Below are 26,959 nucleotides of genomic sequence, written 5' to 3'. Positions count from 1 at the left end.
ACGGTCTATACTTAATTTCAAGCCAGCTTTATGACTTTTTTATAATGCATTAAAGATTACAAGACCATAAATAACGAAACGTAAAAACCTTAAAGAACCATATATTACAACATTTCTGAACGGAAAGGAAATGATACCAGCAGCTAAGCAAGAAATTGAAAAGGGCAGTGGTAATAAAGCTCCAACCAAGATTAAAAAACCACCCCATTTTCGGGAATTTTTTAATTGCTTTTCCATTTTTTCTTCCAAATACTTATGAATTCGAGGAATTTCAGTGATATAATACCCGATATAATAGGACAATAAACCTCCTGTATAGGACAATATGGCTAAAAATGATAGATACAACCAAGGTGATGGCATTTTGCCTGCCCAGGCAATAAAAATTTCGGGTGGCACTAAACCTAATAGGGTTTCCGATAGAAAAAAGAAACTCAATACACCATATTCGGGTAATGTTTTAGTAAGATGAATAAGCGCTTCATTTATACTAAAAAAATGGTTTACAATATAAACACCAATAACTATTAAAACAATGTAAGGAATAGCTTTACGAACGGCTTGCCAAACAAAACTGTAAAATCCTGTATAGCTATAATACTGATGTAATAGCTGTATGCGTGACTTACTGGTTTTTGTTTTTTGCTTTTGCTTCATAAGGAATGACAAGAGCTTGCAAATATACGTATTGTAAAAGCCAATGAAAGGAATGGGGTAAGTTTAAAATTATTTTAACATTAATTAAGAGACCATATTTTCTATTTTACATAATATAAATTATAGTGCAAATATAATGTAGCAAATTGCGCATAGTTTTACTATTTGTGCATAATTATAGATATAACGCCTTTAGGCTTATATCGTCACCATAATTATGTCAAAGCAATTTGCGGAAAACTATTGTAACTATATTCGGTAGCTATAATGTTCTATTATATAAAATATCCCAGATTGTTTAAAAGATACTCTTGAAAGTTTTCGTTTGGGTCATGACACTTCAGGTTTTTATAATTCGTATAATTTTAATATTCCGTACAAACGTCCAGTTTTTTTTAAATACGCAATTTTAATTTACATACAAATGCGTAGCATTCATGAGCTCCTTATTATAACAATAATAATCTGTGAATAACTTCGACCGCTTGCCAACGCCAAAATAAAAGCTAACCTTTTTGCTCTTATTATAACAGGTATCTATTTTTAGGTATTAGAATTTTATTGCAGGCATGTTTATCGATGACCAAATCTATAATTTACAGATAAGACAAATTTTCCTGAAGGACTATCTCCCAGATAATCAAATTGCTGTTCTTTAAAAACATACATGATGTTTATTCCAAATTGTTTCGTAATTAAGGCCTGAGCAGCTATATAATCGGTTTCGAGATTCCAAATACGACCATACCTTAAACTATAATCTTCACTAAGTCCAAAGGCGCTGCCAATACTTGATCTGGATTGTAAGGTTGGAAATGCTGATGGCATAATAAATCCGTAGTTATAATCGATGTCCAGATATTTTCGAGGTCCAACTCTTAAATAAAACTCAGGTAAAACATTGTATTCTTTTTGAGCGTCCTTTATATTATCAGAATTATAAAATTCATCTTTATTAAGTCTTAATTTTCCTAATTGCAATCCAATGCCGCCTCCAATCCATTTGCGGTCTAATTTAAGATAAGGATTAATAGCGAGTATAAATTCGGATTGAGATTCCTGAGTTTGTAAATTGGTACTTTTTATATTTCCTCCCGAAATATTAGCACCGTAAGTGAAGGTTTTCTTCTCATCTATTTTAACATTAGAATACCCTAATCCTCCTACTTGATACACTTGCTTGAAATATTGACTAGAATACGACGTGCCGCATTCACCTTCTTGTGGATTATAATTAACTGAATTTGCAAAATTACCAAATGAACCACCAACATCAATCCGTTTATAATATTTCGATTCAAGAGTTTTGTCGGGAATAGTTTGTGCTAAAACATACAGTGGTGCCAATAAAATTACTGTAGTAATAAACCGGTAGCGTTTGAGCCTGCTATCAGAATATAAATAATACAATGACAGCATAATAGCAGGGATAAATTTAATCCAGATAACAGCTAATTCATAAGGCGAAAACAAATTTTTAAAGGTATAAATGAGTATCGCTATAATGGTTACATAAATGAAATCGGCATGAATATAAGGTGAATTTTGGAGGCCTTTCACCCATTCTATTTTTGTTCGCCTTTCATAAATATAAAGCAACAATATAAACAGAAATGCATATCCTAGCATACTCCATTGGTATGATCTTAGCCCAAAATAATACAGATTGTTAAATTGCGAACCTTGAGCGTCACGAACAAATTCAATACCAAATCGAATAATAAAAAACAGAGACAGGCTAAAAAGTAGCGCACTTGCATTCTTTTTCCACTTTTTATGCGTTTTATAAACTACAAAACCAGCTATAAATAATAATAAACTTTCATATAGCTGCACCGGGTGTATTGGGGATGACAGCGCTGCTGTATTTTCTATAAATCCTGACACCCATTGATTAAAGTGTGCATGGGTTCCTGGTGGATATTGTACTCCAACAAAACTGTTTGTTGGCACTCCATAACAACAACCATTAAATAAGCACCCAAATTTTATTATACCTATAGCTACAATGCCCATCCAAGCGTATAAGTCTAACATGGGTCTGTTAAATCCAAAGATACGTTGTGAAATAATAAGGCCTACCAAACCAAAAAGTAAACCGCCTATAGAAGATCTATTATTAAACATTTCTGGATTTTGGTATATCGCCGTATACCATTCTGTAACAGGAATAGTAAATAATCTTGAACCAATAACTGTAAAAAGTGAAATTGTAGTCAGCATTAATAAAACCGACCTTAGGTGATAACCTCTTTTTTGACTTTTGACAAGAACTACAATAAAAATAAATGTAAAAGCTAATAAATAAAATAGCTTAAATAATACCTTGGGATTAGCTATAGTAATTTCCATGATTATATATTTAGCTAAAGAGGTGGCTGGTTGAAAAGAAGGCTTCTTAAATTTACAAAATTATCTTCAATATAGGTAATATTATGGTCTATTATTAGCCATTTGGCATTACATTTTATGCTTAAATATCAATAATAGCACGTAGGATTTTATTAGATTTACAAAAACATCAAATCCATATCTATTAATTATAAGTATCTGTTAGCTGTAATTGTAATCGCTTGGTATCTACTAGAGTTTTTAAAAAATTGGAGATTTAGATTTTCAAAGAGAATGGTTTTTCTTAATGTCTTCGATTTTCTAATGAAAATCGCAGTAATTACTTTTTTCGTAGTGTTTTCCGGATATGAAATTTTACAATCGATGGGCTGGTCAATATTCATGATATTTTTGACTATAATAATTGCCCTATCACCATCGATATTTTACCGTATTCAATTAAACAAACATAAAAAATTGAATTCTTAAATGAACTAGTTCAAACCGTTTTTTCTTTTATACCGAAAAATGATAGTTCATAGTTATTTAAACCGCCTATAATTTTAATAAACCGTATAAAGTATCACGAAATTTTAAATACGCAATTCTCGCAAAGCACTCGATTCAATAAAATACAATAAAAAGTGATTTTTATTACATTATAAACAACCAATTACCAAACAACCTGTACTCTATATCGGTTAAATTTGTTTTTACTGAAGTTTATTTATTTTTATAATTCGTGTTTCTAATATAAAATTTTAGCTAATTGACCTTTATAATCTTTCCGGAGCCTAAAATTTGACTTTCAATCTCTGGCGAACCTTTATAATACACATCTCCACTACCTTCAATATTTACATATAAATAATTCGCTGTATTAACTTTACAATCACCACTACCAATTATTTCTAAGGAAGATTCATTTACCTGAAACTCTAATGCATTTATATCTCCACTTCCCTCATTTCTAATGGATAGATTATCTGAAGTGCCTGAGATGTCTATATTAGCGGTTCCTGAATTTAAAATAAACATACCCGAATCGATATTTAAATTTTCAACATTAATATTTCCGACCCCACTATTCTTAATACTATTCAAACTTAAAACGGTAATAATAGCTCTAACATGAATATCTCTGTAATTATTTTCTTTTAAACTCAATTTTATTTCATCATCAAAAACCTCCGTTTTTACATAATGCATGATATTATCATCAGCAATAATTTCAACAGATTGAACATCTCCCTGACTAATCAATATGTCGAAAACACCTTCACTATAAATTTGATTAAAAGGATCTACCATCCTTATTTCAGAAGTTAAACGCCCTGAACCTACTAATATATCGTCCTTTGAACATGAATTCATAATAAATAGTAAAGGCCATAATAAAATAACAATCTGTTTCATAACTTGTAGTTTTAATTTAGATTGTAAAATTATCCCCTATTTGTATTTTAAACATTGATGTAAATCAAGATTTTTTTGATCGCAATCGGGATAAGGTCTCTGGGGTAATATCAAGATAAGAGGCAATGATATGATGTGGAATTCTATTAAATAAATCTAATCGGGTTTTACAAAACTGCTGATAGCGACCTTCTGCATTTTGTGTTATAAGTGCAATTTCTCTTGTATGTTTTTCAAGTATAAAATTGATTAATTGCTGATTTTTAAAAGTTTCTAAATCTGGATATTCTTTAAATAATTCTTCAATTAATGAAGACTCCCAATAGATTAAATCGCAATCGGTTAAGCACTGGCAATAAATATAACTGGCTTCATTTTTAAAATAACTTACAATAGAACTGTAGAAAAAATCCTGCTCTAAAGATATCCGAATTGTTTTTTCCTGGCCATCTCGTGTTAGTACATAATGTCGCGTAACACCATGTTTAACGAAATATATTTTATTAGACGTTTCGCCTTGCCTTATTATGAATTCTTTTTTAGAATAAGATTTTGAAGTGCCCTTATTTAGAAGAATTGAAAGCGCTTCATTCATTATCATTTCATTTAACAATGCTAACTACTGCAGAATATTGGCATTACTGTCCTTTTTCAACTTAATATCTTTAGTTGCAACTAGCATACCTCCCTCCTCTTCAAGTCTTAACATACTTGGCACCGCTTTCGCACGACAAGCTAATGTTAGTTCTGGAATCAGTGGATCGTCATTGAAGAAGAAAGCATTCAAATCTTTTGCCGGTTGTCCCGGTTCTTTTATGATTCTATGAATTTGTTTTAATTCTTTCACTCTATCATATTTACCGGGCATAAAGGTATAAAAAGTATAACGACCATCAGCATCGGTTTTAATCCAAGCTCTATGATGTACATAACGCTTTCTCTTTTCATCCTTTTTCATTTCGTAATTACCGTTTTCATCCGGTTGATAAATAAAAAAGATTACATCTTTAGCAGGAGTAATACCGTCGCTCTGATAAATAGTACCCGTTATTTTTAGTTTATTCTCTTTTATGTCGAAATCCGGAACGGTATCGGTGTTGTTTAAAGTCGTACCATAATAATCGTATATAGGACTGCGCTTTTTATAATTTTCAGAATTACCATCTAATAAACCTGCAATATCTTGAGCATACATATTCAAAGAAAAGCAAAAGGTTACTGCCAGTAAGAAAAATGAAACGACTGCTTTCATAGGGGTCTTGTTATATTTCAATTAATTAAAATTATATAATAATCTGAATTACTGGCAAAAAATCATATGAACTCACAATATTCACGATGAAATGACTTATAATTTTATTTTTGATATTAAAAACTTACATACATTTATCATCTAAAAATATCTTTAATAGTGCTCATACATTCTACACAAGAACAATACATTGGTTATTTAAATACCCCTTTGCTTTGGGAAACAAATTCCATTTTTAATATCAAGCAATTTAAATTAAAGGAGATTCCTGCGAGCCTATTTAATGATACCATACTTTCTAATCTGAGACTAGGAAAACGCGTAGAACGCTTCGTTAGTTATGAACTGAAACAACATGATTCTATAGATATTCTTCTAGAAAATATTCAAATTCAAGACAATAAAATCACCAAAGGAGAAATAGACTGCATTCTTAAATACCAAGACCAGCCCATTCATTTAGAAATTGTGTTTAAATTCTATCTTTATGATCATAAAATATCAGAGAATGAAATTGAATGTTGGATTGGACCAAATAGAAAAGATAGTTTGTTAAATAAGCTTACTAAATTGCGAGACAAACAATTACCACTACTACACAATCATCTAACCAACAAAATTTTAGAAAAACTTCATTTAAAAGCTTCAGATATAAATCAGCGTGTCTTATTTAAAGCTCAATTATTTATTCCTTATTTTAAACGTTCTGTTAAATTTAATGTATTAAATAAAGCCTGTTTAACAGGATATTATATCCACTTTAAACAATTAAGTCAATTTTCAAATTGTAAGGGTTATATTCCTAATAAAATCAATTGGTTATGCGAAGTAAAACCAAATGTCAATTGGTTACATACTTCAACCTTTGAAAAGGAAATTGCTACATATATAAGAAACGAAACAGCACCACTAACTTGGATTAAACACCCGAATGGCGTTATAGAAAAAGTATTTGTGGTCTGGTGGGATTGATAAAACTTAATCCTTTTTATCCTCTTCGGTTACAAGATTTCCAGAATAACGAATCGGAAATCTTGAGTTTCCATTTAAATTCATAGACGCATTTTTATTGGGAAATAATTCTATAAATACATTAAAACTTTCAGAATGACTTTGTGCGGTAAAGCTTATTTTGTAGCCCCCATTTTTAGACTTCTCTGCTTTATAATCACTCATTTCCCCATTAAATTCAATACCACTATCACGTCCACCATACGATACATTCATTTGACGTTCTCCAAAATATGGCAAAAAAGAAGTTACACTATCCTTTGAAACTTTCAGAAAATTAGGATTACCAATTAAATTAACGGCTCCAGAAGAACTTCCAGGATTCATCAATCCGGAATTCATGACCCGTTGTAAGGCTGCTGTTGTTTGCGGGTATGCCCAATCAGATTCAATACGAAATTCTTTATTATTTACCATTTCCTCTAACGCCGCAATTTGCTCTGGTGTTGCTGTGGTTTTTGATGTTCCGCAACTTACAATTATGGTAAACAAAACCAGTACTATTATATTATTTAAGACTTTCATAAGTTATTCATTTTACATTATACTAAATTTACGAAGAAATAAGAAAATCATATAATTTTTAAAAATAGATTAACAGAATCTCTTGTTTTCAAATCATTAAGTCTGTATGGTATTAAAATAAAAAAGACTACAACGATCGTTGTAGTCTTTTTTATTTTAATATGACGCTAATTATTAGAATTCTCGTTTACCAAATTCACTGTCTATAAATTTGGCCTTATTCTTAGAATGGTTAAACGTATAAGACAGATTTAATGACACCATATCTACTTCGTAAACATAATTTGTAGTGGTGTAAAATTGATTGGCTCTGGAGGTTGTTATACGCTGTTCATTACTATTTAGCATGCCCATATCAATATTTTGCCATTGTAGAGTAGCACTAAGACGATTATCTAAAAAAGACTTTTTAAAAGTTAGGTTAGGAGAATAAAATCTGGAATCTTCACCCATAGCCGTAACCCGATTAGATAGATAATTAAAGGTAAATTGCAAAGAAGCATTTTTCCAGAAATTATATGTTGAATTAAAATTTATGGAGTAAATGGTAGATTCCGTATCGACGTCGTAACGTCTTTCTATTCCATCACGATGCTGGAATACTAATTCCCCCTTTATATCGTAATTGTAAATATTGGCTCCAATAATGTTTGTCCAATTTTTTGTTGGCTTAATCGTGGCTCCTACTTCTAAACCTAGAGCATTACTTCTTCCGACGTTGGAATACACGCGATTAATAATACTATCTATAATGGCTCCGTTTTGCTCATAAGCCAAGGTATTCACACGATTAATTACATTTTCAACATGTCTGTAATAAGCGGTCGCATAAACTGAATTTCCTCCTTTAATCTTTTTAGTCACTCCTATTTCTGCTAAATCGATAAACTCAGGCAATAATTTATTGTCACCTTGTTCAAAAACTTCAGAGTGTTCGCGCTCTGCAAAACTATTCATTTTAAACGTGGTGGTTCTCTCAACCCTTTTACTGTAAGCCGCTTTTAAATCCGTTTTATCATTTACAGCATATTTAACAGATGCTGAAGGGAAGAGCTTTACGAAATCATATCCATACCTATTTGCGACCGTTTCACTTCTTAAAGCCTCTGTATAAGACCTGTCCATGGATTCTAATCGTACGCCTGCTGCGTAATCCCAATTACTTTTATTTCCTGTGAGTTGCACATAGCCTGAGTGAATCGTACGATTTAACTCGATATCACTTGAAAATTCAGGAACCAAATTTCCATCTCGTTCATAAACAAACTCACCGGTGTGATCTAAATCCCTAAATTGATACCCTGTTTCTATAACACCAAATTCATAAGGTCTGAATTTGTAGTCTAAATTAAATCGCGTTCCGTGCAGCGGATTATCATTCGTATTATATTCTCTTTGATATTCTATACTATTATCGGGATGTCCTAGATTGTCGTTTTCCGTTGGCCCTCCTAAAAATGTATATTCATATAAAAATGATGTTGAAATTTTTGAATCATTTTTAAATTCATGCGAATAATCGAAACTCCCTAAGGCAAAATCTCCTTTTCGGATTCTTAAGTTATGATTATAATAAGCAAAAGTATATAACCTGTTATCGCTACCTATTGGAGATACCGCATGATTATCGTAATAAACAATATCTGCTAAACGATCTTTAGTATGTTTTCCAGCAAAGAATCCTAATGAGAAATTATCAGCTTCATTAGGTTTGAAATCTATATTAAAACGTCCATTATAGCTGATTTCATCAAAGCTTCGCTCTCCATCTGACGGTAAAAAAGTGGTTTTATCTTCAGGGGTATTTATAATGTACATATCCCCTTCTCTTCTTCCTGTCTTATCATTACGCTGGTAGCTAGCACCAAGTGATACATTCCAGATATCATTTTTGGTATTGACGGTAAAGTCTCCACCAAAACGTTGCGCGGCCACTTTAGTATCATAAGGTTCAATGGAAGGAAATCCACCTCTAAGATTTACCTGAGCAAAAGTTCCGTTAGTAGCTCCCTTTTTGGTAATGACATTTAAAATGCCTCCTTTTCCTTCCGGGTCATATTTTGCAGATGGTGCTGTAATTAATTCTACGGATTCCAGCGCATTGGCGGGTAATTGAGATAATATAGTACTGGCATCCCCCTGCGTTGGTTTACCGTTGATTAACACTGAAAACCCTTGACTTCCTCGAACACTGATGTCTCCTTGGCCATTCATGGTTATCGAAGGTAAATTTTTAATTACATCTACGGCATTACCACCTTGACTGTTTTGATAAGTTTTTGTATCGAATACTTGTCGGTCTATTTTATGAACAACTGCCGATCGCTCCGCATTAATGACCACTTCATTAAGTTCAGAACCCAATATTAAATTAAAAGTTCCTAAATTTAAAAGAGCACGTTTTTTATTAATTTGGATATTTGTTTTTCTGGATGGTTTATAGCCAAGAAATGATGCTTCGAGATAGTAATTTCCTGTTTTCACATTATCAATAACAAACATGCCTTCCGAATTGGTAATGACACCTGTTACTAAACTGGCATCACTTTGTTTATACAAGGCTGCAGTGGCATATTCTAATGGAGAACCATTTTCGGCATCGATAATTTTTCCAGTAATTTGGGCTAACGTCAGATGACTTATAAATAATAAAAAGAAAACAGAAATAGTATTTTTAAAATGCATGTGGTTAAATTTGGAGGCAAATGTAACAAATTGCACTACAAAGTTTGGATATGAATACTACATTTAAAAATCTTTTTGTAAATCCTAAATTTCACAATAAATACTTTAACGAAGTATCTTATTTATTGCCAATATCCAATCTTCAATAGTTGTGTTTTCGGTATGCAGGGCCAAACTTCCATTTCCGTAAGGTGCATAAATATCAGGGTTTGTAACTGAAAAGAAACCTACTGTTGGTGTTAAGGAAGCACTTGCCAAATGCATAACACCATTATCGGCCGCAATAAATATTGATGTGTTTTTTATAATAGCTCCCATTTCACGGATATCCTGACTATAGAAATTAGGAGCTTTAAATCCAATCTTTGATATGTTTTCAATTGGAAGCATTTCAATAATATTAAAATCCGGATACTCCTTTAAAAGGCGTGCGTAAAATGTTTCCCACCAAGTTTGAGAATAACACTTGTTACCTGTGGCATTGGTATAAATGCAAATGGTTTTCTTATCGTTTTTAATTAAATTGTCCAAAATCTGATTTCCATTAGAAATTTCATCGGCGTTCAACTTAATATTTAAAACAGGTAATTCTGAGTTGTTTTCTGGAAATCCTAACCGGTATAAGTAGCGTCTTAAATTATATATAGGATATTTAGAAATATGTTGGTAATCCCTGTGTTTTTCCTGAATATCATTATGAACATCACCAAACACCTTGCATGTAGCTTTCGATAATTGTGTTAATAACCTCCCTGAAGACGAATTTTTATCCCCATTAATTACCAAATCATAGCGATTGGTTTTTATTGATGCCCAAGTTCTAACATACTTGAATAAATTACTAAATGGTTTTTTAGGGAGCTGATAAATCTTTCTAACATTCGTATAATTTTGAAAAACAGGAAACGCCACACCACCTTTAACGAACAAATCAACTTCACAACCCGGAAAGGTATTAATGACTTCCTGTACAATAGGTGTTAGTAATAATTGGTTTCCTAGTCTATGATTAGGTCTTATTATTAAAACCTTCTTAATATCTTCAATGCGAATGGAGCCTTTAACCGGTTCGGAATAAGACTTGCCAACACCTTTAGTAATGCTATGCATCACCTTTCTACGAATATTATTAATATAGCTTTTAAATGTCATGTTTATGAAGTTAATTATAAAGGGCCTGCAAAAGTACGAAGATGTCCATATTTAAGCAATATTATTCATTCTGATTATGTGCTTGTTTTCGACTTATACCAAACATTTAAAACCAGTCCACCTATAATAAGCCCAATCCCAAGAAGATTATAAAAGGTATAAGCTTCACTAAATAATACCACGCCAAATGATGCTGTAAATACTACTTCAATATATTTTAACGGCGCTACAATATTTGTCGAAGCTATTTGAAAGGCTTTGGTCATATAATACTGTCCGAAAAAGCCAAAAACACCTAAACCTAATAAAACCAACCATTCTGTGCCCGAGGGGGTTACCCAATTAAATATGGAAAACACCCCTCCAATAATTGTGGCAATAATCATAAAATAATTTACAATAACTACTGGATGTTCACTAGTCCCTATCTTACTAATTATTATATAAACTAAACCACTTAATACCGAGGCAATCATAACTAATAGAAGTCCAAAGGAGTTGAGTTCTCTATCTAAACCTTTCAATACAATGACCCCAATAAATGATATTAAGAAAAAAAGCCATTGCCAGGATTTAATTTTCTCACCAAGTATTAGGACCGCGAAAATAGCAGCAAAAACAGGAGCTATATATCTTAATGAAACCGCTGTTCCTATAGATAAGTACTTCACCGACATAAAAAACAACAGCATAGAACTAGCCCCCGTTAGAGCTCTTAGCACCAGTAATTTATTGTTTTTTCCAATAAAGGGTATCCTATTTTTCAATAAAAACCCGAAGGTAAAAAAGAGTGATCCAAAGGACCGAAAGAATACAATTTGAAAACTATTTACATCAATCAGAAATTTTACAGAAGCATTCATACAGGCAAATGCCAATGTGCTAATAAGCATGTATTTAATTGCACTTTTAACGTCCAATCGATCTGGGTTTAAATTTTCTATTAGAATTAATAAAATATACCCCCGTTAGTAAAATAGTTGCTGCAATTATAGACTGCCCAGAAATTTGTTCATCCAAAATCCACCAACCTAAAAATAGTGCAATAATAGGATTTATGTATGTTGAAGTGGCTACTTTTTCTGGAGACACCACTTTTAATAAAAAATTAAATGAAGAGAAAGCAACGACGCTCCCAAAAAGAACAAGTGCTAGCATTGCCCATAAAACATCCTGACTCCACGTTGTTGGAAGACTCCAAGGTTCTGAAAAACACAAACTTGCTAATATTAACAACAAACCACCTAGTATCATTTGATAGCCCGTGCTTACAAAATGATTTTTCGGTAAATCGGCCTTTCCAACAAAAATACTGGCATAGGACCAAGAAATCATACAAGTAAAAATCATAAGCATGCCAACAAGTTGATTGTCCTGACTTACAATCTCCTTCTGTCCAACTAACAGAAACACTCCCAAAATACCAAGAGCGACACCAACATAAGACATGGCTGATATTTTCTTTCCTTGTAATATGCGCATTAATATTAATACTACTAATGGTTGTGCTGCAATTTCTAAAGCCGCAAATCCACTATCTACATATTTAAGAGCCCAAACCACAACGCCATTACCAAAGCTTAAAAATAAAAATCCTGATATAATCGTACTCTTAAATTGTTTCCAAGTAATGGAGATATCAACCTTGAGAATTTTTGCCAATATAAAAATTAAAACGCCAGCTGTAGTAAACCGTAGTCCCGCCAAAAAAAATGGGGGTACTTCTTGAACGACAATTTTGTTTAAAAGGTAGGTAGATCCCCAAATAACATAAATAGCAAAGAAAGCTAAAACAATAAGTACAGTTTTTCGCTGCTTTGACATAGGTTTTAATTAAGCGTATTGAAAATTTGAGAAACTAGTAAAGACAAATATTGAAGACTAAATCTTTTTCACAGCAACAGCATTCATGCCTTTTTGTCCGCGTTCTAAATCGAAAGTTACCTTATCGTTTTCTGCAATAGGCTCTAATAACCCACTAACGTGCACAAAATACTTTTCTCCATTAACATTGTCGGTAATAAAACCAAACCCTTTTGATGTATCGAAGAAAGCCACTTTACCTTCGTTTACTACAGGCTCTTCTGGTTCTCTTTCCTCCTTTTTAGGAATCCCTACTTCAATACTTTCAACGTCAACTTTTACTTTCATAGATGGGTCCGGAGGTGTATCGGTAAGATTACCATTATGATCTACATAAGCAAATTGAATACCTTGTGGATTTTCTTTAGCTTCAGCTCTACGCGCTTCCTTCTTTTTCTGTTTATCTTCACGCTTTTTTAAGCGCTTTTTTTCTTTCTCAATCTTGTTAAATGTCACTTGTGATTTTGCCATAAAAATGTATCTGGTTTAATTATTTAATACTCTGCTATGAATAATTTTTACTTAAAAATCTGAATTGGAAACTTTTTTGAAGTATTGAGACGTTTATATAAAAATTTACAAACATGTTAATTGCCTGTAAAGGTAAGCTATTTAAAAACAGTGTGAAAATGATATAAACTAAAAATAACTTCAGAAAAATTAATCTTCTGGCGGATATCCAAATATAGATTCGAAAACTTCATCGAAATTTGCTCTTAAATAAGAGTTTAGTTTCTTTCTGTAGTCGTCTTTTAACCAATCTACAAAATTGTAAGTACTCTTACTAATACATTTTGTGTAGCGCTGAATTCTAAAATCGATATCATCACCCAGCTTCTTAGCCAAGGCCAAAGCATCATATACATCTTCACTGTTTTCGATACATATTTTGGCATGATGTTCTATAGAACGCTCTAATACCACTTTTGAAGACTCACCATTACGTATAGAATCGACATAGGTTTTCTGAATATCGAAATACACCTCTTTAGAATTCCCGAACTCGGCACGTAAATCTGGTGGCATTTCATATCTAAAATTACTTTCTATATCCTCATCACTAATTAAAGCATCTAAATAATAATTAGGAGACTTAAATATACGTTGCCAATCCAGATTATCGCCCCAGGGTCCAAAACGATGGAAATTATTTCCTAAATCGATAACTGTAAAACTTGTTTTATCTTTAAAAATACGAGAACCACGCCCAATCATTTGGTAGTAAAGGGTTAAAGATTTTGTCGCCCTGTTTAAAATAATACTTTCTACCGATGGTTCATCGAATCCTGTTGTTAAAATACTTACAGAAGTTAAAATGGCATCAGGAGTATTTTTAAACCATTTTAAAATGGCAGCTCTTTCCTTTTTTGTATTGGTGTTATCTAAATGAGCAACAGGATAACCCGCACGTCTAAATGTATCATATACATGCAAAGATGTGTTTATACCATTATTAAAGATAAGAGTCTTTTTGCCTTTCGAACGTTCTTCATAAGCCTGAACCAACTTCGATAGCATATCATCAGCCGTATATAAATCTTCAGAAGATTTCACGGTATAATCACCATTAGACCCTACTACTAAGGAAGTTAAGCCTACATTGTAAGTGTACATATCGGCTCTTGCCAAAAATCCATTTTCAATAAGAGACTCAATACTTTCACCTACAATCAACTCATCGTAATTATCGGTCATTGGTAATTCGATACTGGAACTTAATGGTGTTGCCGTAACACCAAGTATGAACGACTGACTAAAAAACTTGAACAATTTAGTAAATGAATTGTAGTGTGCCTCATCAATAATAACTAAACCTATATCTGAGATATCAAGCTTATTATCATTCAAACGGTTGTTTAACGTTTCAACCATAGCAACAAAACAGCTATATTGCGCCTGATCACTTAAATCTGCCTTACTGTCAATCACTTTGTTATTAACTGCAAACTCAGTTAACATTTTAGAGGTTTGCTTACAAAGCTCAATACGGTGCGTCATGACTAACACCTTCTTTTTATGATGTTTCAGGTATTGTCTAACAATTTCAGAAAAAATTACTGTTTTACCTCCACCCGTAGGTAACTGGTATAACAGATGGTAATCGTCCGGTGATTCCTCAAAACTTTTAAATATTTTATTAATGGCTCCTTTTTGGTAGCTATATAAATCTTTACCTGTTTTTCTTTCTGCTAATTCTGTTTTTGATACCGACATGTAAATACATTTAAGGGCTGCAAAAATAACACCTTTAAAGCGTTTATAACAATCTTTGTGTTGAAAATTTGTCAAGATTTTGTGTCGACTAAAAATCATTGTCTATTTTTGAAGTCTTGAATTCTCTAACATTTTAATTTATAACCTAATATGAATATTAACGATAAAAGCCAAATAACCACCTATCAAGCCTCAGAGCAACGTTATGATAAAATGACATATAATCGATCAGGGAAAAGTGGCGTTTTACTGCCAGCCTTATCTCTAGGCTTATGGCATAATTTTGGTTTTGTAGATAATATTCAAAACGGAAGAGATATTCTACGCTGCGCTTTCGACCATGGTATTACTCATTTCGACTTAGCTAATAATTATGGCCCACCATATGGATCGGCTGAAGAAAATTTTGGAACCATTTTTAAAAAAGACTTTAAACCTTATCGCGATGAATTATTTATCGCTTCGAAAGCGGGTTACGATATGTGGCCTGGACCTTATGGAAATTACGGCTCCAGAAAATATTTAATAGCCAGTATTGACCAGAGTTTAAAACGTATGGGCCTTGATTATGTTGATATTTTTTATCATCACCGACCAGATCCTGAAACGCCACTGGAAGAAACTATGGGTGCTTTAGCAGATATTGTTCGTCAAGGGAAAGCTTTATATGTAGGCATCTCTAATTACCAACCAAAAGAAACTCATGAAGCTGCCGAGATTTTAAAACATTTAAACGTGCCTTTTATATTGCACCAGGCACGTTATAGCATGTTTGACAGATGGGTTGAAGGTGGATTATTAAATACATTAAATAAAAACGGTGTCGGTTGTATTGCCTTTTCACCATTAGCTCAAGGCATGTTGACAGATAAATATATAAATGGTATTCCTGAAGGCTCTCGAGCGTCAAAATCTATGGGCCACTTAAATGAAGATGCGGTTTATCAAAATATTGAAAAAATTAAAAAGTTATCTGAAATGGCTAAATCAAGAGGGCAAAAACTATCACAAATGGCTATTGCCTGGATCTTACGTCAACCACAAGTAGCCTCTGTATTAATAGGAGCTAGTTCAGCAAAACAGTTAAAAGAAAACGTAATAGCTTTGGATAATTTAGTTTTCACAGAAGAGGAACTTCAAATGATTGATGCTATATTAAACTAACCTGTTTTGCGTTTATAAAAAAAGTTGTGTTTACAGACCATAAGTTGTAACCTCATGTTACCATAACGGATTAGACAATAATACATAACTTTCAAGCAAATTACGACAAAACACCCAGATTATTAGCAATTTAGAGATTTAGGATAATTTACAACATCAACAAGTTTATTGAGAATAGGCCTATTAATAATTCAAAAATCAATATTTTATAACTACACAGCGGGTTAAATTAATATCATACACTATCCATACATTATCCATAGGGTATCTATAGGATATCCATAGATTTGGTAAGGAGAAGTGAGACGGTATACCCCATCCTGTAAATAGCTATATAACAAAGCTACGCGTATGGAAAAACCAAAACAATCATAGTATTATGTATTAGGTTCAGTCAAACAAGAACATTATTATACTAGGCGTAACCAACCTAAACGGAGTTAATTGACAAATTTTAATTCAAATGCACAACGAGTTAAACTAATATAATGATGTGTTTTTTATTCTTTAACCACAATGATTGTAGCTTTTACCCCGGTAGCTAAGTTCCATTGATTATGCGATATGATGCTGCCGGAATCATCAATGACTTTGAATTCTGCAGTATTGGGGCCAGATTGTCCTTGGTTTAAAGCGAGAAAATCGATTTTATTAAACCCTTTATGCAACTGAAGTTTATAACCTTTAAACCCTCCGGTAAGAAAAACTCGAGCCTGCACAACATCATCGTTAACTAATACTTGAATCACATCACCGTCAATAGCTCCGTGATCACGATATACAATATTTACAAATTCAGATTTGGTTTTAAAATCTCCTAAATACTGATTGGTTTTACTTCCGTTTCGCTGTTCTATTTCCTCAGGTGTTATTAATCGGGCACTCTCCAAATTTTTATCTATACGCTTTGCATATAGTTCACCAGGATTTCCAAATTCTTCACCAAATAATGAAAACTGTTTTTTAGGAGTATTAATACCGCCTTGCAATTCAGGAACATTTAAGCTACCAAACTGAGCCTGATTATTTTCAATAGGTTGTGATGGTGTGATACTGGATAAGTCTAACGAATCCTTTTTAGACTCAACCGCAGGAATCGCTATGGATTTATTTCTCGTATCTATCTGAGCTTGAGCCGAAAATCCAATTATAAAAATTATTATATATGTAATAAATAACCTCATTCTGTTGTTAATTAGCTTAGGGGGTTACCCTATCCACATATCATTTGCATCCTTAATTCAAATATATTTCTTTATATCAAAAACTGCACAGATACACCATTTATTTTACATGGATTTAACAAAAATCATACCTAAACCAACCTGTATAACATTTTATTCTATTCTAATTCGATACTATCTTTTTTAATGCCGTACCAAATATTAATTTTTTGACGCCCCCATGCTTTAGCGGCCTTCACATCCTTTCCCATGTAAATATCAATTCGATTTTTCCAGCGACTGTTCATTTTATCTTTTACAAAATAAATGCTATCGAATCCTTCCATTTTAACTGGAGTATTATGTGACAGACCTAATTTTTGTAAATCTCGCGATATAGCTATACATTTAGTATTTGAAGTTAAACTATCTCCAAACGCCGTAATATTGGGATTGCTATTAGTTTGATAGGCTAAACTGTTATAAGCAGTTGCGGTTACCTTTAATTCATACCAATTATACTGATCTTCAAAAGTGTCAATTGAGAGTTTACAGCCCATAAGGATCATCATACTTAAAAAAACGACTATTAATTTCATGCACTTAATTAAAGAAATATAATATACAAAAGTTCATTAATATTCTAATAACTCCAATAAGGCCTGTTTAAATCGCGATTTAGGTAAATATTGACTTTCAAGCTGTTTTGCAAATGGTATTGGAGTTTCTAAACTACCTACACGCTTTATTGGCGCGTCTAAATATTTAAAATAATGTTCCATTATTATTGCTGAGATATCGCTGGCAATGCCACCAAACAAAGAATCTTCCTGAAGAATAATAGCTTTCCCCGTTTTTTTTACAGATTGAAAAATTGTTTCAGTATCTAATGGTTGAAGCGTTCTTAAATCAATTACATCTACATCCTTCATTTCTAGCTCATCAAGCGTTTCCATGGCCCAATGCAGGGCTGCACCATAACTTATAACGGTTAATTTTGAACCCATTCTAACCAATGATGCTTTACCGATTGGAATGGTATAATAATCCTCAGGAACTTTCTGCTTAATTTTTCTATATAATCCTTTATGCTCAAAAAACAACACTGGGTTTGGGTCTTTTATTGAGGTATTTAGCAAGCCTTTAACGTCATAAGGAAATGCGGGGTAAACCACTTTTAACCCAGGTGTTTTTGTAAACCAGGCTTCATTTGTTTGAGAATGAAAAGGCCCTGCCCCAACATCGCCTCCACAGGGTAACCTTAATACGACATCTGCACATTGCCCCCAACGATAATGTACTTTTGCTAAATAATTAACTACCGGATTAAACCCTGAAGAAATAAAATCGGCAAATTGTAGCTCCACGATACTTTTTATTCCGGCAATAGATAAGCCCATCGCTGTTTCAATAATACCAGATTCACAAATAGGAGTATTTCGCACTCTATCTTTACCAAATTCGGAAATAAATCCTTCTGTAATTTTAAAAGCTCCTCCGTATTCAGCTATATCTTGCCCCATAATCACCAAATCCTTATGAATAGACATATTTTCCTTTAGACTTTCGGAAATTGCATCGATAAATCTAATTTCTCTTGAAGCCCCAACCGGTTTAATATCACTATATGAAAATGGTGCATATACATCATTTAATTCTTGGCTTTCAGAAGCTATAATATCAGGTGCATTATATGCCAGCTCTAATTGCTCATTTATTTCGTTAGAACACTTATGTTTAATTTCATTTACTACAGTCTCTGTAAGCACCCCTATATCTTTTAAGTGTGCTTCAAAATTAATTATAGGATCTTTTAAAGCCCATGCATCAAATAATTCTTGGGGAACATATTTGGTGCCACTTGCCTCTTCATGGCCGCGCATTCTAAACGTTTTAAATTCTAAAAGTATGGGGCGCGGATTTTGCCGAACACTTTCGGCTATTTCAAATACTTTAGTATAAACTTCAACTACATTGTTACCATCAATGATGTGAGACTCCATGCCATAGCCTATACCTTTATCGGCAATATGACCACAGTTAAATTGCTCACATACAGGTGTTGATAAACCATAACCATTATTTTCGATACAAAACAATACGGGTAATTGCCACACAGAAGCAATGTTTAAGGCTTCATGAAAATCACCTTCACTGGTTCCTCCCTCACCTGAAAACACTGCCGTTACATGATTTTTATTCTTCAACTTAGAAGCTAGTGCAATACCATCGGCCACACCCAGTTGCGGACCTAAATGCGATATCATCCCTATAATTTTGAACTCTTGAGTACCAAAATGAAACGAACGATCACGACCCTTAGTAAATCCGGTCGCCTTGCCCTGCCACTGGGCAAACAATTTGTTTAAAGGTATATTTCTTGAGGTAAACACCCCCAAATTACGGTGCATGGGCAAAATATATTCATCCGTTTTTAATGCCTTAGTAACTCCAACAGCTATAGCTTCTTGGCCAATGCCGGAAAACCATTTACTGATTTTACCCTGCCTTAAAAGAATTAACATCTTCTCCTCTATCATACGAGGTTTTAAAAGGGACCTGTACAAATCTATTAACGTCTCATTGGTAAGGCTTTTAGATTGAAAAATCATAATGAATGAGTATACATTTTTATAATTAACACCGCTTCAACTAATACCAAATATACCATAAAAAGGTATTTATCTAAGTGAATCTTGAAAAAAATGACTTGCATTCGAATAGCAATGTTTTTGTACATTTGTATGAATTCACTTTTAATTTTTACCGCATGAATAGTATTCCGAGTGTTAATTTATCTGATTTCCTTTCTAATGATCCTAATAAAAAACAAGCCTTTGTAGATGCTATTGGTAAAGCTTACGAAGAAATTGGTTTTGTTGCTTTAAAAGGTCATTTTTTAAATGATGATTTAGTGGAAACATTATACAAAGAAGTGAAACGTTTTTTTGATTTACCGCTGGAAACCAAGCAGAAATACGAAATTCCTGAAATTGGCGGACAACGTGGTTATGTATCTTTCGGAAAGGAAAGTGCCAAAGGTAAAAAGGAAGGTGATCTTAAAGAATTTTGGCATTTCGGTCAATATGTAGAAGATAACGATGCGCTTAAAATGGAATACCATGATAATGTTATTGTCGAGGAATTACCTGGATTTAATAAAGTAGGAAAAGAGACTTACCAAATGCTAGAAAAAACTGCGAAATATGTATTACGGGCTTTGGCACTTCATTTAGGCATAGAAGAAACCTATTTTGACAAATATATTCATAATGGAAATTCGATTTTAAGACCTATACATTACCCGCCAATTACAGAGGAGCCTAAAGAAGCGGTTCGTGCTGCGGCTCATGGCGATATTAACCTCATTACACTCCTTATGGGGGCTCAAGGTCGCGGACTTCAAGTACAAAACCACAAAGGGGAATGGATAGATGCTATTGCCCAACCAGACGAATTAATGATTAATGTGGGCGATATGCTTTCGAGACATACCAATAACAAATTAAAATCTACAATTCATCGTGTAGTTAATCCACCAAAAGAACTGTGGAACACCTCAAGGTATAGCATTCCATTTTTTATGCATCCAGTTAGCGACATGAAACTAAACGTATTAGAGGAATGCATTGACGAAAATCACCCAAAAGCTTTTAAAGACATTACTGCAGGTGAATTTTTAAATGAACGATTAGTAGAATTAGGATTGATTAAAAAATAATAAGATGGACTTACAAGATCAATTAAAAAATTTATTCCCAGACCATGAAGTTGACGAAGTTAAAGACAATGCCGAAGATTCTGGGATTTGGATACAAGACGAGCCTTTACTTTGCAAATACGAAAAACGTAAAGGTAAGCCCATTACAATAATTGATGGATATAACGGTGCTACCGAAGATTTTAAAATTTTAGCAAAAGAAATTAAAACAGCGCTTAGTGTTGGGGGAAGTTTTAAAAATGACCAGATAATTATTCAAGGAGATTATCGGGATAAAATTATGTCCATATTAAAAGATAAGGGGTTTACTGTCAAGCGGGTTGGAGGTTAAGAGCTCATTCATAACCAACATTTATAAAACCAGGACTATATGAAATTAAAGCCTTCTGAATTAATACTTAACCCCGATGGCAGTGTATATCATTTAAATTTACAACCAGAAAATATATCAAACACTATTATTCTTGTAGGCGATCAAAACCGGGTCGAAAAGGTTTCACAATATTTCGATAGTATTGAATTCCAAACTCAAAAGCGTGAGTTTAAAACACACACAGGAAGTTATAAAGGGAAACGATTATCAGTCATTTCTACAGGAATAGGACCTGACAATATTGATATTGTCATCAATGAATTAGATGCCCTTTTTAATATCGATTTAAATAAACGAGAAATAAAGTCAAATCTGACGTCAATCGATTTTATTCGAATTGGCACTTCAGGCTCTCTCCAATCTGATATTCCAGTTGATTCCTTTGTTTTAGGAACACACGGTTTAGATTTAAATGGGATGTTACACGCCTATGATTTAAAAGACATTAATCTTAACCATATTGTGAATGCCTTTGTAGAACACACAAAATGGAGTACTAAAAAGGCTTATCCTTTATTAATCGTAAACAGTTCGGTTCTGATGAAAAAACTAGAAAGTCCTAAAGTATATAAAGGCATTACAGCTACAGCAGGGGGATTTTACGGTCCACAAGGCAGGCAATTACGTTTAGAACTTCAGGATTCAGAGTTAAATAATAAAATTGATAGCTTTAATTATAAAGGGCACCGAATCTCTAATCTTGAAATGGAAACTTCTGCCATCTATGGCTTATCGAAATTACTAGGTCATCATGCCGTTTCTATGAACGCTATAATAGCCAATCGGGCCACAGGTACATTTAGTAAAAATCCGGCTAAAGTTATTGATGAACTCATTCGATATACTTTGAATAAAATTGTAGAATAATATGAAGCAGGTTAACATTGGAGGTGTTCCAGAGCATTTTAATTTGCCTTGGTATATGGGTTTAAAAAATGGTGCTTATAAAAATCAGGGCATAAATTTGAGATGGAAGGATTATTACGGTGGTACTGGCGATATGTCTCAAGCGCTTCGTAAAAAAGAAATAGATATTGCTGTTATATTAACCGAAGGCATCATTAAAGATATTATTTCAGGAAATCCCTCTAAAATTGTTCAAACCTATGTTCAAACACCGTTAAACTGGGGTATTCATGTTGCCTATCATTCTAAATACAAAACTATACAAGATCTTAAAGGCAGTAGAGCTGCGATTAGTAGGTTTGGATCGGGTTCACATTTAATGGCTTATATAAATGCGAAAAATAGCCAATGGGATTTAGATAAAGATTTGAATTTTGAAGTAATAAAAAACCTAAATGGCGCTGTTGACGGACTAACTAACCGCAAAGCCGATTATTTTATGTGGGAGAAATTTACAACCAAACCATTGGTTGATAATAAAACATTTAGACGCATAGGAAATTGCCCTTCTCCATGGCCATGCTTTGTTATTGCTGCACACCAAGATTTTATTGATTCTCATCCGGACACCTTAAAATCAATTCTGAACATCATTAATAATACAACTTCTAATTTTAAGAAACTTCCTAATATCGCAGAAACCATAGCGGCCAGATATGAACAAAAACTAGACGATGTTCAAGAATGGCTTAGTATTACCGAATGGTCGCAAAGTTTAATCGATCAAGACACGGTTATAAAAACTCAAAGCGAATTATATGCACTAAATATAATTCCTGAGCTTGTAAGCTATGACGCTTTGGTCTACAAATTATAATCGATAGAAATTTACTCAACACTATATTATAAATTGATGTCAATCTAATACCTTTTCAAAAAGCCTATACAAGTTAATATTCTTAAGTTTAATTATTAAAAATCAAGACATTAAGCTCTTAAGCTTGTTTGAAATGCGTAACTTTGTTATAACGACAAAACTATTAGTGACATGAATGCTATTATCCTCTCGAATATTCATCCTGTTGTGGTTGGAAAATTAATAAATCAAAATTTAATTAATCAATACACCAAATTTTTATATCACTTTTTCCAGAATACTAAAAGACAAAATAAGATTAGTTTTGAGGAGGTCTCGGAGCATGTCGATAAATACGCCATATCATCTGAAAACATTGAAAAACGTCAGGTTTTACTTTTTGATGACATTGAATCTTTTATAGTCAATGAAATGGAAAACACAACACCCTCCAGCTATATTTTTCCTAAAGGTTTTGATTTTTTACCTGAGAGCCATTACGGCCCCAAAATAGAGATGCGTATGGACTGGTTCAAAAAAAAACTAGGATATGTTTTTGATAAATTCTATGAATATTCACCTAGTAAACCCGAAAACATTATTCATGTAACATGTTCTGGATACTCATCCCCTAGTATAGCTCAAGAGGCCGTAATAAATCGAAAATGGAAAGACGTGAAAGTCACACATTCCTATCACATGGGATGCTATGGAGCCTTTCCTGCAATTAGAACTGGTTCAGGTTTACTAGCTCTGAGTGAAACAAAAGGTCGCGTCGATATCATACATACCGAATTGCTTTCAGTCCACTTAAATCTAACTGAATTTTCTGCTGCAAATACAATGATTTGTTCGTTATTTTCTGATGGGTTTGTAGGTTACTCATTATATGATGAAAACCTATTTTATAAAGAAGGTCTTAAAACTAATAAAGCTGGATTGAAAATACTGGCTTCGCATGAAGTTATAATTCCCGACACCTTAGAGGACATGACTTGGGATTTGGGAGAATATAGTTTTCTAATGACCTTATCTAAGCGTGTCCCTGTATTTATAAGAAAGAATATCAAGGAATTTGTTGTAAATATGTGTAATAAAATAGGCTTGGATTTTGAAACTGAAAAAGAATCCATTTATTACGCTATTCATCCAGGTGGGCCTAAAATAATTGATTATGTTGTGAAAGAATTAAATATAGATAGTAGCCAAGCTCATTGGTCTTATGATGTATTAAAACACCATGGTAATATGTCCTCAGCAACAATTCCACATATTTTTAAAAAAATCATTAACGACCCAGACATAAAAGTCAACACAAAAATTATCGCGATTGCTTTTGGTCCGGGATTAACCGCTACGGGATTATTACTTGAAAAGGTGGCCTAAAAGTTTTAAGTTAATTAGATATTAGTAATATCTTATAGCAACACAACATTTAACTCCTGATAATCTAAAAATTAAACCGTTAGACTGAATATTAATTAACATTTTCTTTTTTTTCATAAATTTAATAAAAGCTAAACTCCTTGATTTATGAAAAAAACTACCCTATTATTATGTTCTTTTTTATGGCTAGTTAGTTATATTTTGACAGCCCAAAATACTGGGAATTCACCATGTGACGTCATAGATTTTTTAACTGTAGACAATAACTCCTGTGTCGAGCAAGTTTTTAGTTTTGATGATTCTGAAATTGATGAAAACATCTTGTCTGACCCCAATTGTAATTTTAGAACCAATTTAGAAGACAGATGGTTTAAGTTTCAAATGCCCGCCGATGGAGCCGTTAGAATTAAAACATCATATGTATCAGGTTCAAACGTAACAGATACTGCCATTGAAACTTTTAGAGTAACAAATACTAATGACCCTTGCAATAATTTAGAATCCACAAGTTGTGATAATGATGGAAATCCTGCAACAGACACCAATAATCAATATCATTCACAAATTGATGTTGTAGAACCAGCTGGAAGCACCATTTATTTTAGAGTTTGGGAAAACGATACCGACGAAATAGGTAATTTTAATATCTGTCTTTATAAAATAGAAGCTCCAATGGTTGCCGATAATGACGAATGTTTAGATGTGAACACCATACTTCCTTTAAACACTACCTGTATTAAAACTCTAGGAACCAATTTTCTAGCTACTCCATCTTCTGATGATATCGGTGGCACTGGTTGCGCAGCTAACGATGGTGATGATGTATGGTATAAAATAAGCGTTAATTCTGATAAATTTTATGATATAATTATTGAAACATCTGAGGATCCGGGCTCTCCATTTGATGACACAGCAATTGCTGTCTATTCTGGATCTTGCAATGCCCTTGTTAACATAGCTTGTGATGACGATGGTGGAACGGACTTCTTCTCTAAATTAACTTTAACGAATAGAAAAGATGAAACCCTTTATATTAGGGTTTATCCCGCGGTTGAACCTCAAGTTGGAACTTTTAATATTTGTGCTATTGCCACTGAGGCTTTAAGTGCTGATGATCATGGAATTAAAAATAACTTTACCCTTTACCCAAATCCTGCTAATGATATTATTTACCTAAAATTCAATCAACCATCAAATAAATCAATAAATACTCATATTTATGATATTCAAGGTAAATTAATATTACATACCACCAAAACTATTATAAATAACGAAATTGAATTAAATGTATCTATGCTTAAAACAGGTATGTATTTTTTAAAAATAGATGATGGGGAAAATCAATCAACAAAAAAAATAGTGATTATATAAATTATAGTATTAAATAGAAACACCTTAATCTAATAACATTTTAAAGGTGTTTCTATTTATAATCAGAACTTGACAACACGTTTTGCCATATAATTTTGAGTTTCTTTATCTAATATAATAAGGATATATATTCCTTGCTGAAAATGGTCCAAATCCTTTAAGCGTATTAATCCATTATCGCTCCGTTTTTCTAAATTTAAAATACGTTTTCCTAATAAATCATAAAGAGCAATACTATAAATTTTATTGGTTGCTTGAATTGAAAAACTAATATTTAAATTATTAATAAATGGATTGGGGCTTATTAAAATACTTTCCAAAATAGATTTACTGGAAATTACTAAGGTGCCTTCATCTGTTAAAGGGTCACAATCATCATCTATACCATTACCCATAATTTCTAGGGCCTCTGGATGTACATTTTCGTTGGCATCATCACAGTCTGTGTTATTATCTGAATACCCACTGGGTGCGGTAGATGCACAAAGCATAGCTTCTGTGGTTGAACCAAATCCATCACCATCACTATCGACATAATATATCTGAGGTTCATGGACTAAAGCATTGGCGTCATCACAATCGGTGTTGTTATCGGAATACCCATTAGGAGCTGTAGACTCACAAAGCATGACTTCTGTGGTTGAGCCAAAACCATCGCCATCACTATCGAGATAATACAACTGAGGTTCATGGACTAGAGCATTGGTGTCATCACAGTCTGTGTTATTATCTGAATACCCACTGGGTGCGGTAGATGCACAAAGCATGGCTTCTGTGGTAGAACCAAATCCATCGCCATCACTATCGAGATAATACAACTGAGGTTCATGGACTAGAGCATTGGTGTCATCACAGTCTGTGTTATTATCTGAATACCCACTGGGTGCGGTAGATGCACAAAGCATGGCTTCTGTGGTAGAACCAAATCCATCGCCATCACTATCGAGATAATACAACTGAGGTTCATGGACTA

At 33.1% G+C, this 26,959-nt stretch carries 24 protein-coding genes; 8 read left to right on the top strand and 16 right to left on the bottom strand.

What is annotated here, in order from left to right:
* Positions 1-39: 39 nt before the first annotated feature.
* The 5 genes from H611_RS0100145 to H611_RS0100125 all read right to left on the bottom strand — a co-directional run bounded on the left by H611_RS0100145 (position 40) and on the right by H611_RS0100125 (position 5,656).
* The gene (locus H611_RS0100145; protein ID WP_027136436.1) at positions 40-657 is read right to left on the bottom strand and encodes a YqaA family protein; all 618 of its coding nucleotides are present in this window, start codon (positions 655-657) and stop codon (positions 40-42) included.
* A 573-nt stretch (positions 658-1,230) separates the two neighbouring features.
* Complete coding sequence (locus H611_RS0100140) at positions 1,231-3,009, bottom strand: prolipoprotein diacylglyceryl transferase (protein WP_027136435.1); 1,779 nt, start codon at positions 3,007-3,009, stop codon at positions 1,231-1,233.
* A 744-nt stretch (positions 3,010-3,753) separates the two neighbouring features.
* Positions 3,754-4,404 carry a head GIN domain-containing protein gene (locus H611_RS14385; protein WP_027136434.1) on the bottom strand — a complete coding sequence of 217 codons (651 nt, stop codon included), beginning with the start codon at positions 4,402-4,404 and terminating at the stop codon, positions 3,754-3,756.
* Between the two features lie 64 nt (positions 4,405-4,468).
* On the bottom strand, positions 4,469-4,999 hold the full coding sequence (locus tag H611_RS0100130) for a Crp/Fnr family transcriptional regulator (protein ID WP_027136433.1): 531 nt from the start codon (positions 4,997-4,999) through the stop codon (positions 4,469-4,471).
* Positions 5,000-5,023: 24 nt separating this feature from the next.
* Positions 5,024-5,656 (bottom strand): hypothetical protein, encoded by a 633-nt coding sequence (locus H611_RS0100125; RefSeq protein WP_027136432.1) that lies wholly within the window; start codon positions 5,654-5,656, stop codon positions 5,024-5,026.
* 159 nt (positions 5,657-5,815) lie between these two features.
* Between H611_RS0100125 and H611_RS0100120 the strand changes: the two genes are divergently transcribed.
* Positions 5,816-6,628, top strand: a complete 813-nt coding sequence (locus H611_RS0100120; protein ID WP_245574745.1) for a DUF1853 family protein — start codon at positions 5,816-5,818, stop codon at positions 6,626-6,628.
* Positions 6,629-6,634: 6 nt separating this feature from the next.
* On the opposite strand, the gene H611_RS0100115 is transcribed toward H611_RS0100120, so the two are convergent.
* From H611_RS0100115 to H611_RS0100085, 7 genes are all read right to left on the bottom strand, one after another.
* Complete coding sequence (locus H611_RS0100115) at positions 6,635-7,192, bottom strand: DUF4251 domain-containing protein (protein WP_027136430.1); 558 nt, start codon at positions 7,190-7,192, stop codon at positions 6,635-6,637.
* 174 nt (positions 7,193-7,366) lie between these two features.
* A complete protein-coding gene (locus H611_RS0100110; RefSeq protein ID WP_027136429.1) occupies positions 7,367-9,877 on the bottom strand; it encodes an outer membrane beta-barrel protein in 2,511 nt (836 codons plus the stop codon).
* A 105-nt stretch (positions 9,878-9,982) separates the two neighbouring features.
* Complete coding sequence (locus H611_RS0100105; RefSeq protein ID WP_027136428.1) at positions 9,983-11,029, bottom strand: glycosyltransferase family 9 protein; 1,047 nt, start codon at positions 11,027-11,029, stop codon at positions 9,983-9,985.
* A 74-nt stretch (positions 11,030-11,103) separates the two neighbouring features.
* Positions 11,104-11,922, bottom strand: a complete 819-nt coding sequence (locus H611_RS0100100) for a DMT family transporter (protein ID WP_035483162.1) — start codon at positions 11,920-11,922, stop codon at positions 11,104-11,106.
* A 16-nt stretch (positions 11,923-11,938) separates the two neighbouring features.
* Positions 11,939-12,853, bottom strand: coding sequence for an EamA family transporter (locus H611_RS0100095; RefSeq protein WP_027136426.1), 915 nt, complete (start codon positions 12,851-12,853; stop codon positions 11,939-11,941).
* Positions 12,854-12,910: 57 nt separating this feature from the next.
* Positions 12,911-13,363, bottom strand: a complete 453-nt coding sequence (locus tag H611_RS0100090) for a cold-shock protein (protein WP_027136425.1) — start codon at positions 13,361-13,363, stop codon at positions 12,911-12,913.
* 189 nt (positions 13,364-13,552) lie between these two features.
* Positions 13,553-15,106: a DEAD/DEAH box helicase gene (locus H611_RS0100085; RefSeq protein ID WP_027136424.1), complete on the bottom strand. Its 1,554-nt coding sequence runs from the start codon at positions 15,104-15,106 to the stop codon at positions 13,553-13,555.
* Positions 15,107-15,256: 150 nt separating this feature from the next.
* Here H611_RS0100085 and mgrA point away from each other — a divergent pair, with 150 nt between their 5' ends.
* A complete protein-coding gene (gene mgrA, locus H611_RS0100080; RefSeq protein WP_027136423.1) occupies positions 15,257-16,270 on the top strand; it encodes an L-glyceraldehyde 3-phosphate reductase in 1,014 nt (337 codons plus the stop codon).
* A 500-nt stretch (positions 16,271-16,770) separates the two neighbouring features.
* Here mgrA and H611_RS0100075 read toward each other — a convergent pair whose 3' ends face one another.
* The 3 genes from H611_RS0100075 to H611_RS0100065 all read right to left on the bottom strand — a co-directional run bounded on the left by H611_RS0100075 (position 16,771) and on the right by H611_RS0100065 (position 20,045).
* Positions 16,771-17,454 (bottom strand): hypothetical protein, encoded by a 684-nt coding sequence (locus tag H611_RS0100075; protein ID WP_051238664.1) that lies wholly within the window; start codon positions 17,452-17,454, stop codon positions 16,771-16,773.
* A 158-nt stretch (positions 17,455-17,612) separates the two neighbouring features.
* A complete protein-coding gene (locus H611_RS0100070; RefSeq protein WP_245574744.1) occupies positions 17,613-18,032 on the bottom strand; it encodes a 3D domain-containing protein in 420 nt (139 codons plus the stop codon).
* Positions 18,033-18,068: 36 nt separating this feature from the next.
* Positions 18,069-20,045, bottom strand: coding sequence for an alpha-ketoacid dehydrogenase subunit alpha/beta (locus H611_RS0100065; protein ID WP_027136420.1), 1,977 nt, complete (start codon positions 20,043-20,045; stop codon positions 18,069-18,071).
* Between the two features lie 158 nt (positions 20,046-20,203).
* On the opposite strand from H611_RS0100065, the gene H611_RS0100060 reads away from it, so the two are divergent.
* The 6 genes from H611_RS0100060 (at position 20,204) to H611_RS0100035 (ending at position 25,986) form a co-directional block, all read left to right on the top strand.
* On the top strand, positions 20,204-21,154 hold the full coding sequence (locus H611_RS0100060; RefSeq protein WP_027136419.1) for an isopenicillin N synthase family dioxygenase: 951 nt from the start codon (positions 20,204-20,206) through the stop codon (positions 21,152-21,154).
* A gap of 4 nt (positions 21,155-21,158) precedes the next feature.
* Positions 21,159-21,485 carry a translation initiation factor gene (locus H611_RS0100055; protein WP_027136418.1) on the top strand — a complete coding sequence of 109 codons (327 nt, stop codon included), beginning with the start codon at positions 21,159-21,161 and terminating at the stop codon, positions 21,483-21,485.
* Between the two features lie 39 nt (positions 21,486-21,524).
* Positions 21,525-22,394 carry a nucleoside phosphorylase gene (locus tag H611_RS0100050; RefSeq protein WP_027136417.1) on the top strand — a complete coding sequence of 290 codons (870 nt, stop codon included), beginning with the start codon at positions 21,525-21,527 and terminating at the stop codon, positions 22,392-22,394.
* A 1-nt stretch (position 22,395) separates the two neighbouring features.
* Positions 22,396-23,250, top strand: coding sequence for a substrate-binding domain-containing protein (locus H611_RS0100045; protein ID WP_027136416.1), 855 nt, complete (start codon positions 22,396-22,398; stop codon positions 23,248-23,250).
* Between the two features lie 171 nt (positions 23,251-23,421).
* The gene (locus H611_RS13705; RefSeq protein ID WP_051238663.1) at positions 23,422-24,615 is read left to right on the top strand and encodes a 3-oxoacyl-[acyl-carrier-protein] synthase III C-terminal domain-containing protein; all 1,194 of its coding nucleotides are present in this window, start codon (positions 23,422-23,424) and stop codon (positions 24,613-24,615) included.
* A 147-nt stretch (positions 24,616-24,762) separates the two neighbouring features.
* A complete protein-coding gene (locus tag H611_RS0100035; RefSeq protein WP_027136415.1) occupies positions 24,763-25,986 on the top strand; it encodes a T9SS type A sorting domain-containing protein in 1,224 nt (407 codons plus the stop codon).
* Positions 25,987-26,048: 62 nt separating this feature from the next.
* On the opposite strand, the gene H611_RS13700 is transcribed toward H611_RS0100035, so the two are convergent.
* Positions 26,049-26,959, bottom strand: a 911-nt coding sequence (locus tag H611_RS13700) for a MopE-related protein (RefSeq protein ID WP_035483078.1), incomplete at its 5' end; no start/stop codon positions are given.

The sequence above is a fragment of the Gaetbulibacter saemankumensis DSM 17032 genome, assembly GCF_000425645.1.
Taxonomy (GTDB): domain Bacteria; phylum Bacteroidota; class Bacteroidia; order Flavobacteriales; family Flavobacteriaceae; genus Gaetbulibacter; species Gaetbulibacter saemankumensis.
The sequence above is the reverse complement of the archived record's forward strand: the minus strand, read 5'-3'. Positions and strand labels throughout refer to the sequence as shown.

Bases quoted from the DNA above. Each gene is read 5' to 3' on its own strand.
- H611_RS0100145 (WP_027136436.1), bottom strand. From the start codon at position 657: ATGAAGCAAAAGCAAAAAACAAAAACCAGTAAGTCACGCATACAGCTA.
- H611_RS0100140 (WP_027136435.1), bottom strand. From the start codon at position 3,009: ATGGAAATTACTATAGCTAATCCCAAGGTATTATTTAAGCTATTTTAT.
- H611_RS14385 (WP_027136434.1), bottom strand. From the start codon at position 4,404: ATGAAACAGATTGTTATTTTATTATGGCCTTTACTATTTATTATGAAT.
- H611_RS0100130 (WP_027136433.1), bottom strand. From the start codon at position 4,999: ATGAATGAAGCGCTTTCAATTCTTCTAAATAAGGGCACTTCAAAATCT.
- H611_RS0100125 (WP_027136432.1), bottom strand. From the start codon at position 5,656: ATGAAAGCAGTCGTTTCATTTTTCTTACTGGCAGTAACCTTTTGCTTT.
- H611_RS0100115 (WP_027136430.1), bottom strand. From the start codon at position 7,192: ATGAAAGTCTTAAATAATATAATAGTACTGGTTTTGTTTACCATAATT.
- H611_RS0100110 (WP_027136429.1), bottom strand. From the start codon at position 9,877: ATGCATTTTAAAAATACTATTTCTGTTTTCTTTTTATTATTTATAAGT.
- H611_RS0100105 (WP_027136428.1), bottom strand. From the start codon at position 11,029: ATGACATTTAAAAGCTATATTAATAATATTCGTAGAAAGGTGATGCAT.
- H611_RS0100100 (WP_035483162.1), bottom strand. From the start codon at position 11,922: ATGCTTATTAGCACATTGGCATTTGCCTGTATGAATGCTTCTGTAAAA.
- H611_RS0100095 (WP_027136426.1), bottom strand. From the start codon at position 12,853: ATGTCAAAGCAGCGAAAAACTGTACTTATTGTTTTAGCTTTCTTTGCT.
- H611_RS0100090 (WP_027136425.1), bottom strand. From the start codon at position 13,363: ATGGCAAAATCACAAGTGACATTTAACAAGATTGAGAAAGAAAAAAAG.
- H611_RS0100085 (WP_027136424.1), bottom strand. From the start codon at position 15,106: ATGTCGGTATCAAAAACAGAATTAGCAGAAAGAAAAACAGGTAAAGAT.
- mgrA (WP_027136423.1), top strand. From the start codon at position 15,257: ATGAATATTAACGATAAAAGCCAAATAACCACCTATCAAGCCTCAGAG.
- H611_RS0100075 (WP_051238664.1), bottom strand. From the start codon at position 17,454: ATGAGGTTATTTATTACATATATAATAATTTTTATAATTGGATTTTCG.
- H611_RS0100070 (WP_245574744.1), bottom strand. From the start codon at position 18,032: ATGAAATTAATAGTCGTTTTTTTAAGTATGATGATCCTTATGGGCTGT.
- H611_RS0100065 (WP_027136420.1), bottom strand. From the start codon at position 20,045: ATGATTTTTCAATCTAAAAGCCTTACCAATGAGACGTTAATAGATTTG.
- H611_RS0100060 (WP_027136419.1), top strand. From the start codon at position 20,204: ATGAATAGTATTCCGAGTGTTAATTTATCTGATTTCCTTTCTAATGAT.
- H611_RS0100055 (WP_027136418.1), top strand. From the start codon at position 21,159: ATGGACTTACAAGATCAATTAAAAAATTTATTCCCAGACCATGAAGTT.
- H611_RS0100050 (WP_027136417.1), top strand. From the start codon at position 21,525: ATGAAATTAAAGCCTTCTGAATTAATACTTAACCCCGATGGCAGTGTA.
- H611_RS0100045 (WP_027136416.1), top strand. From the start codon at position 22,396: ATGAAGCAGGTTAACATTGGAGGTGTTCCAGAGCATTTTAATTTGCCT.
- H611_RS13705 (WP_051238663.1), top strand. From the start codon at position 23,422: ATGAATGCTATTATCCTCTCGAATATTCATCCTGTTGTGGTTGGAAAA.
- H611_RS0100035 (WP_027136415.1), top strand. From the start codon at position 24,763: ATGAAAAAAACTACCCTATTATTATGTTCTTTTTTATGGCTAGTTAGT.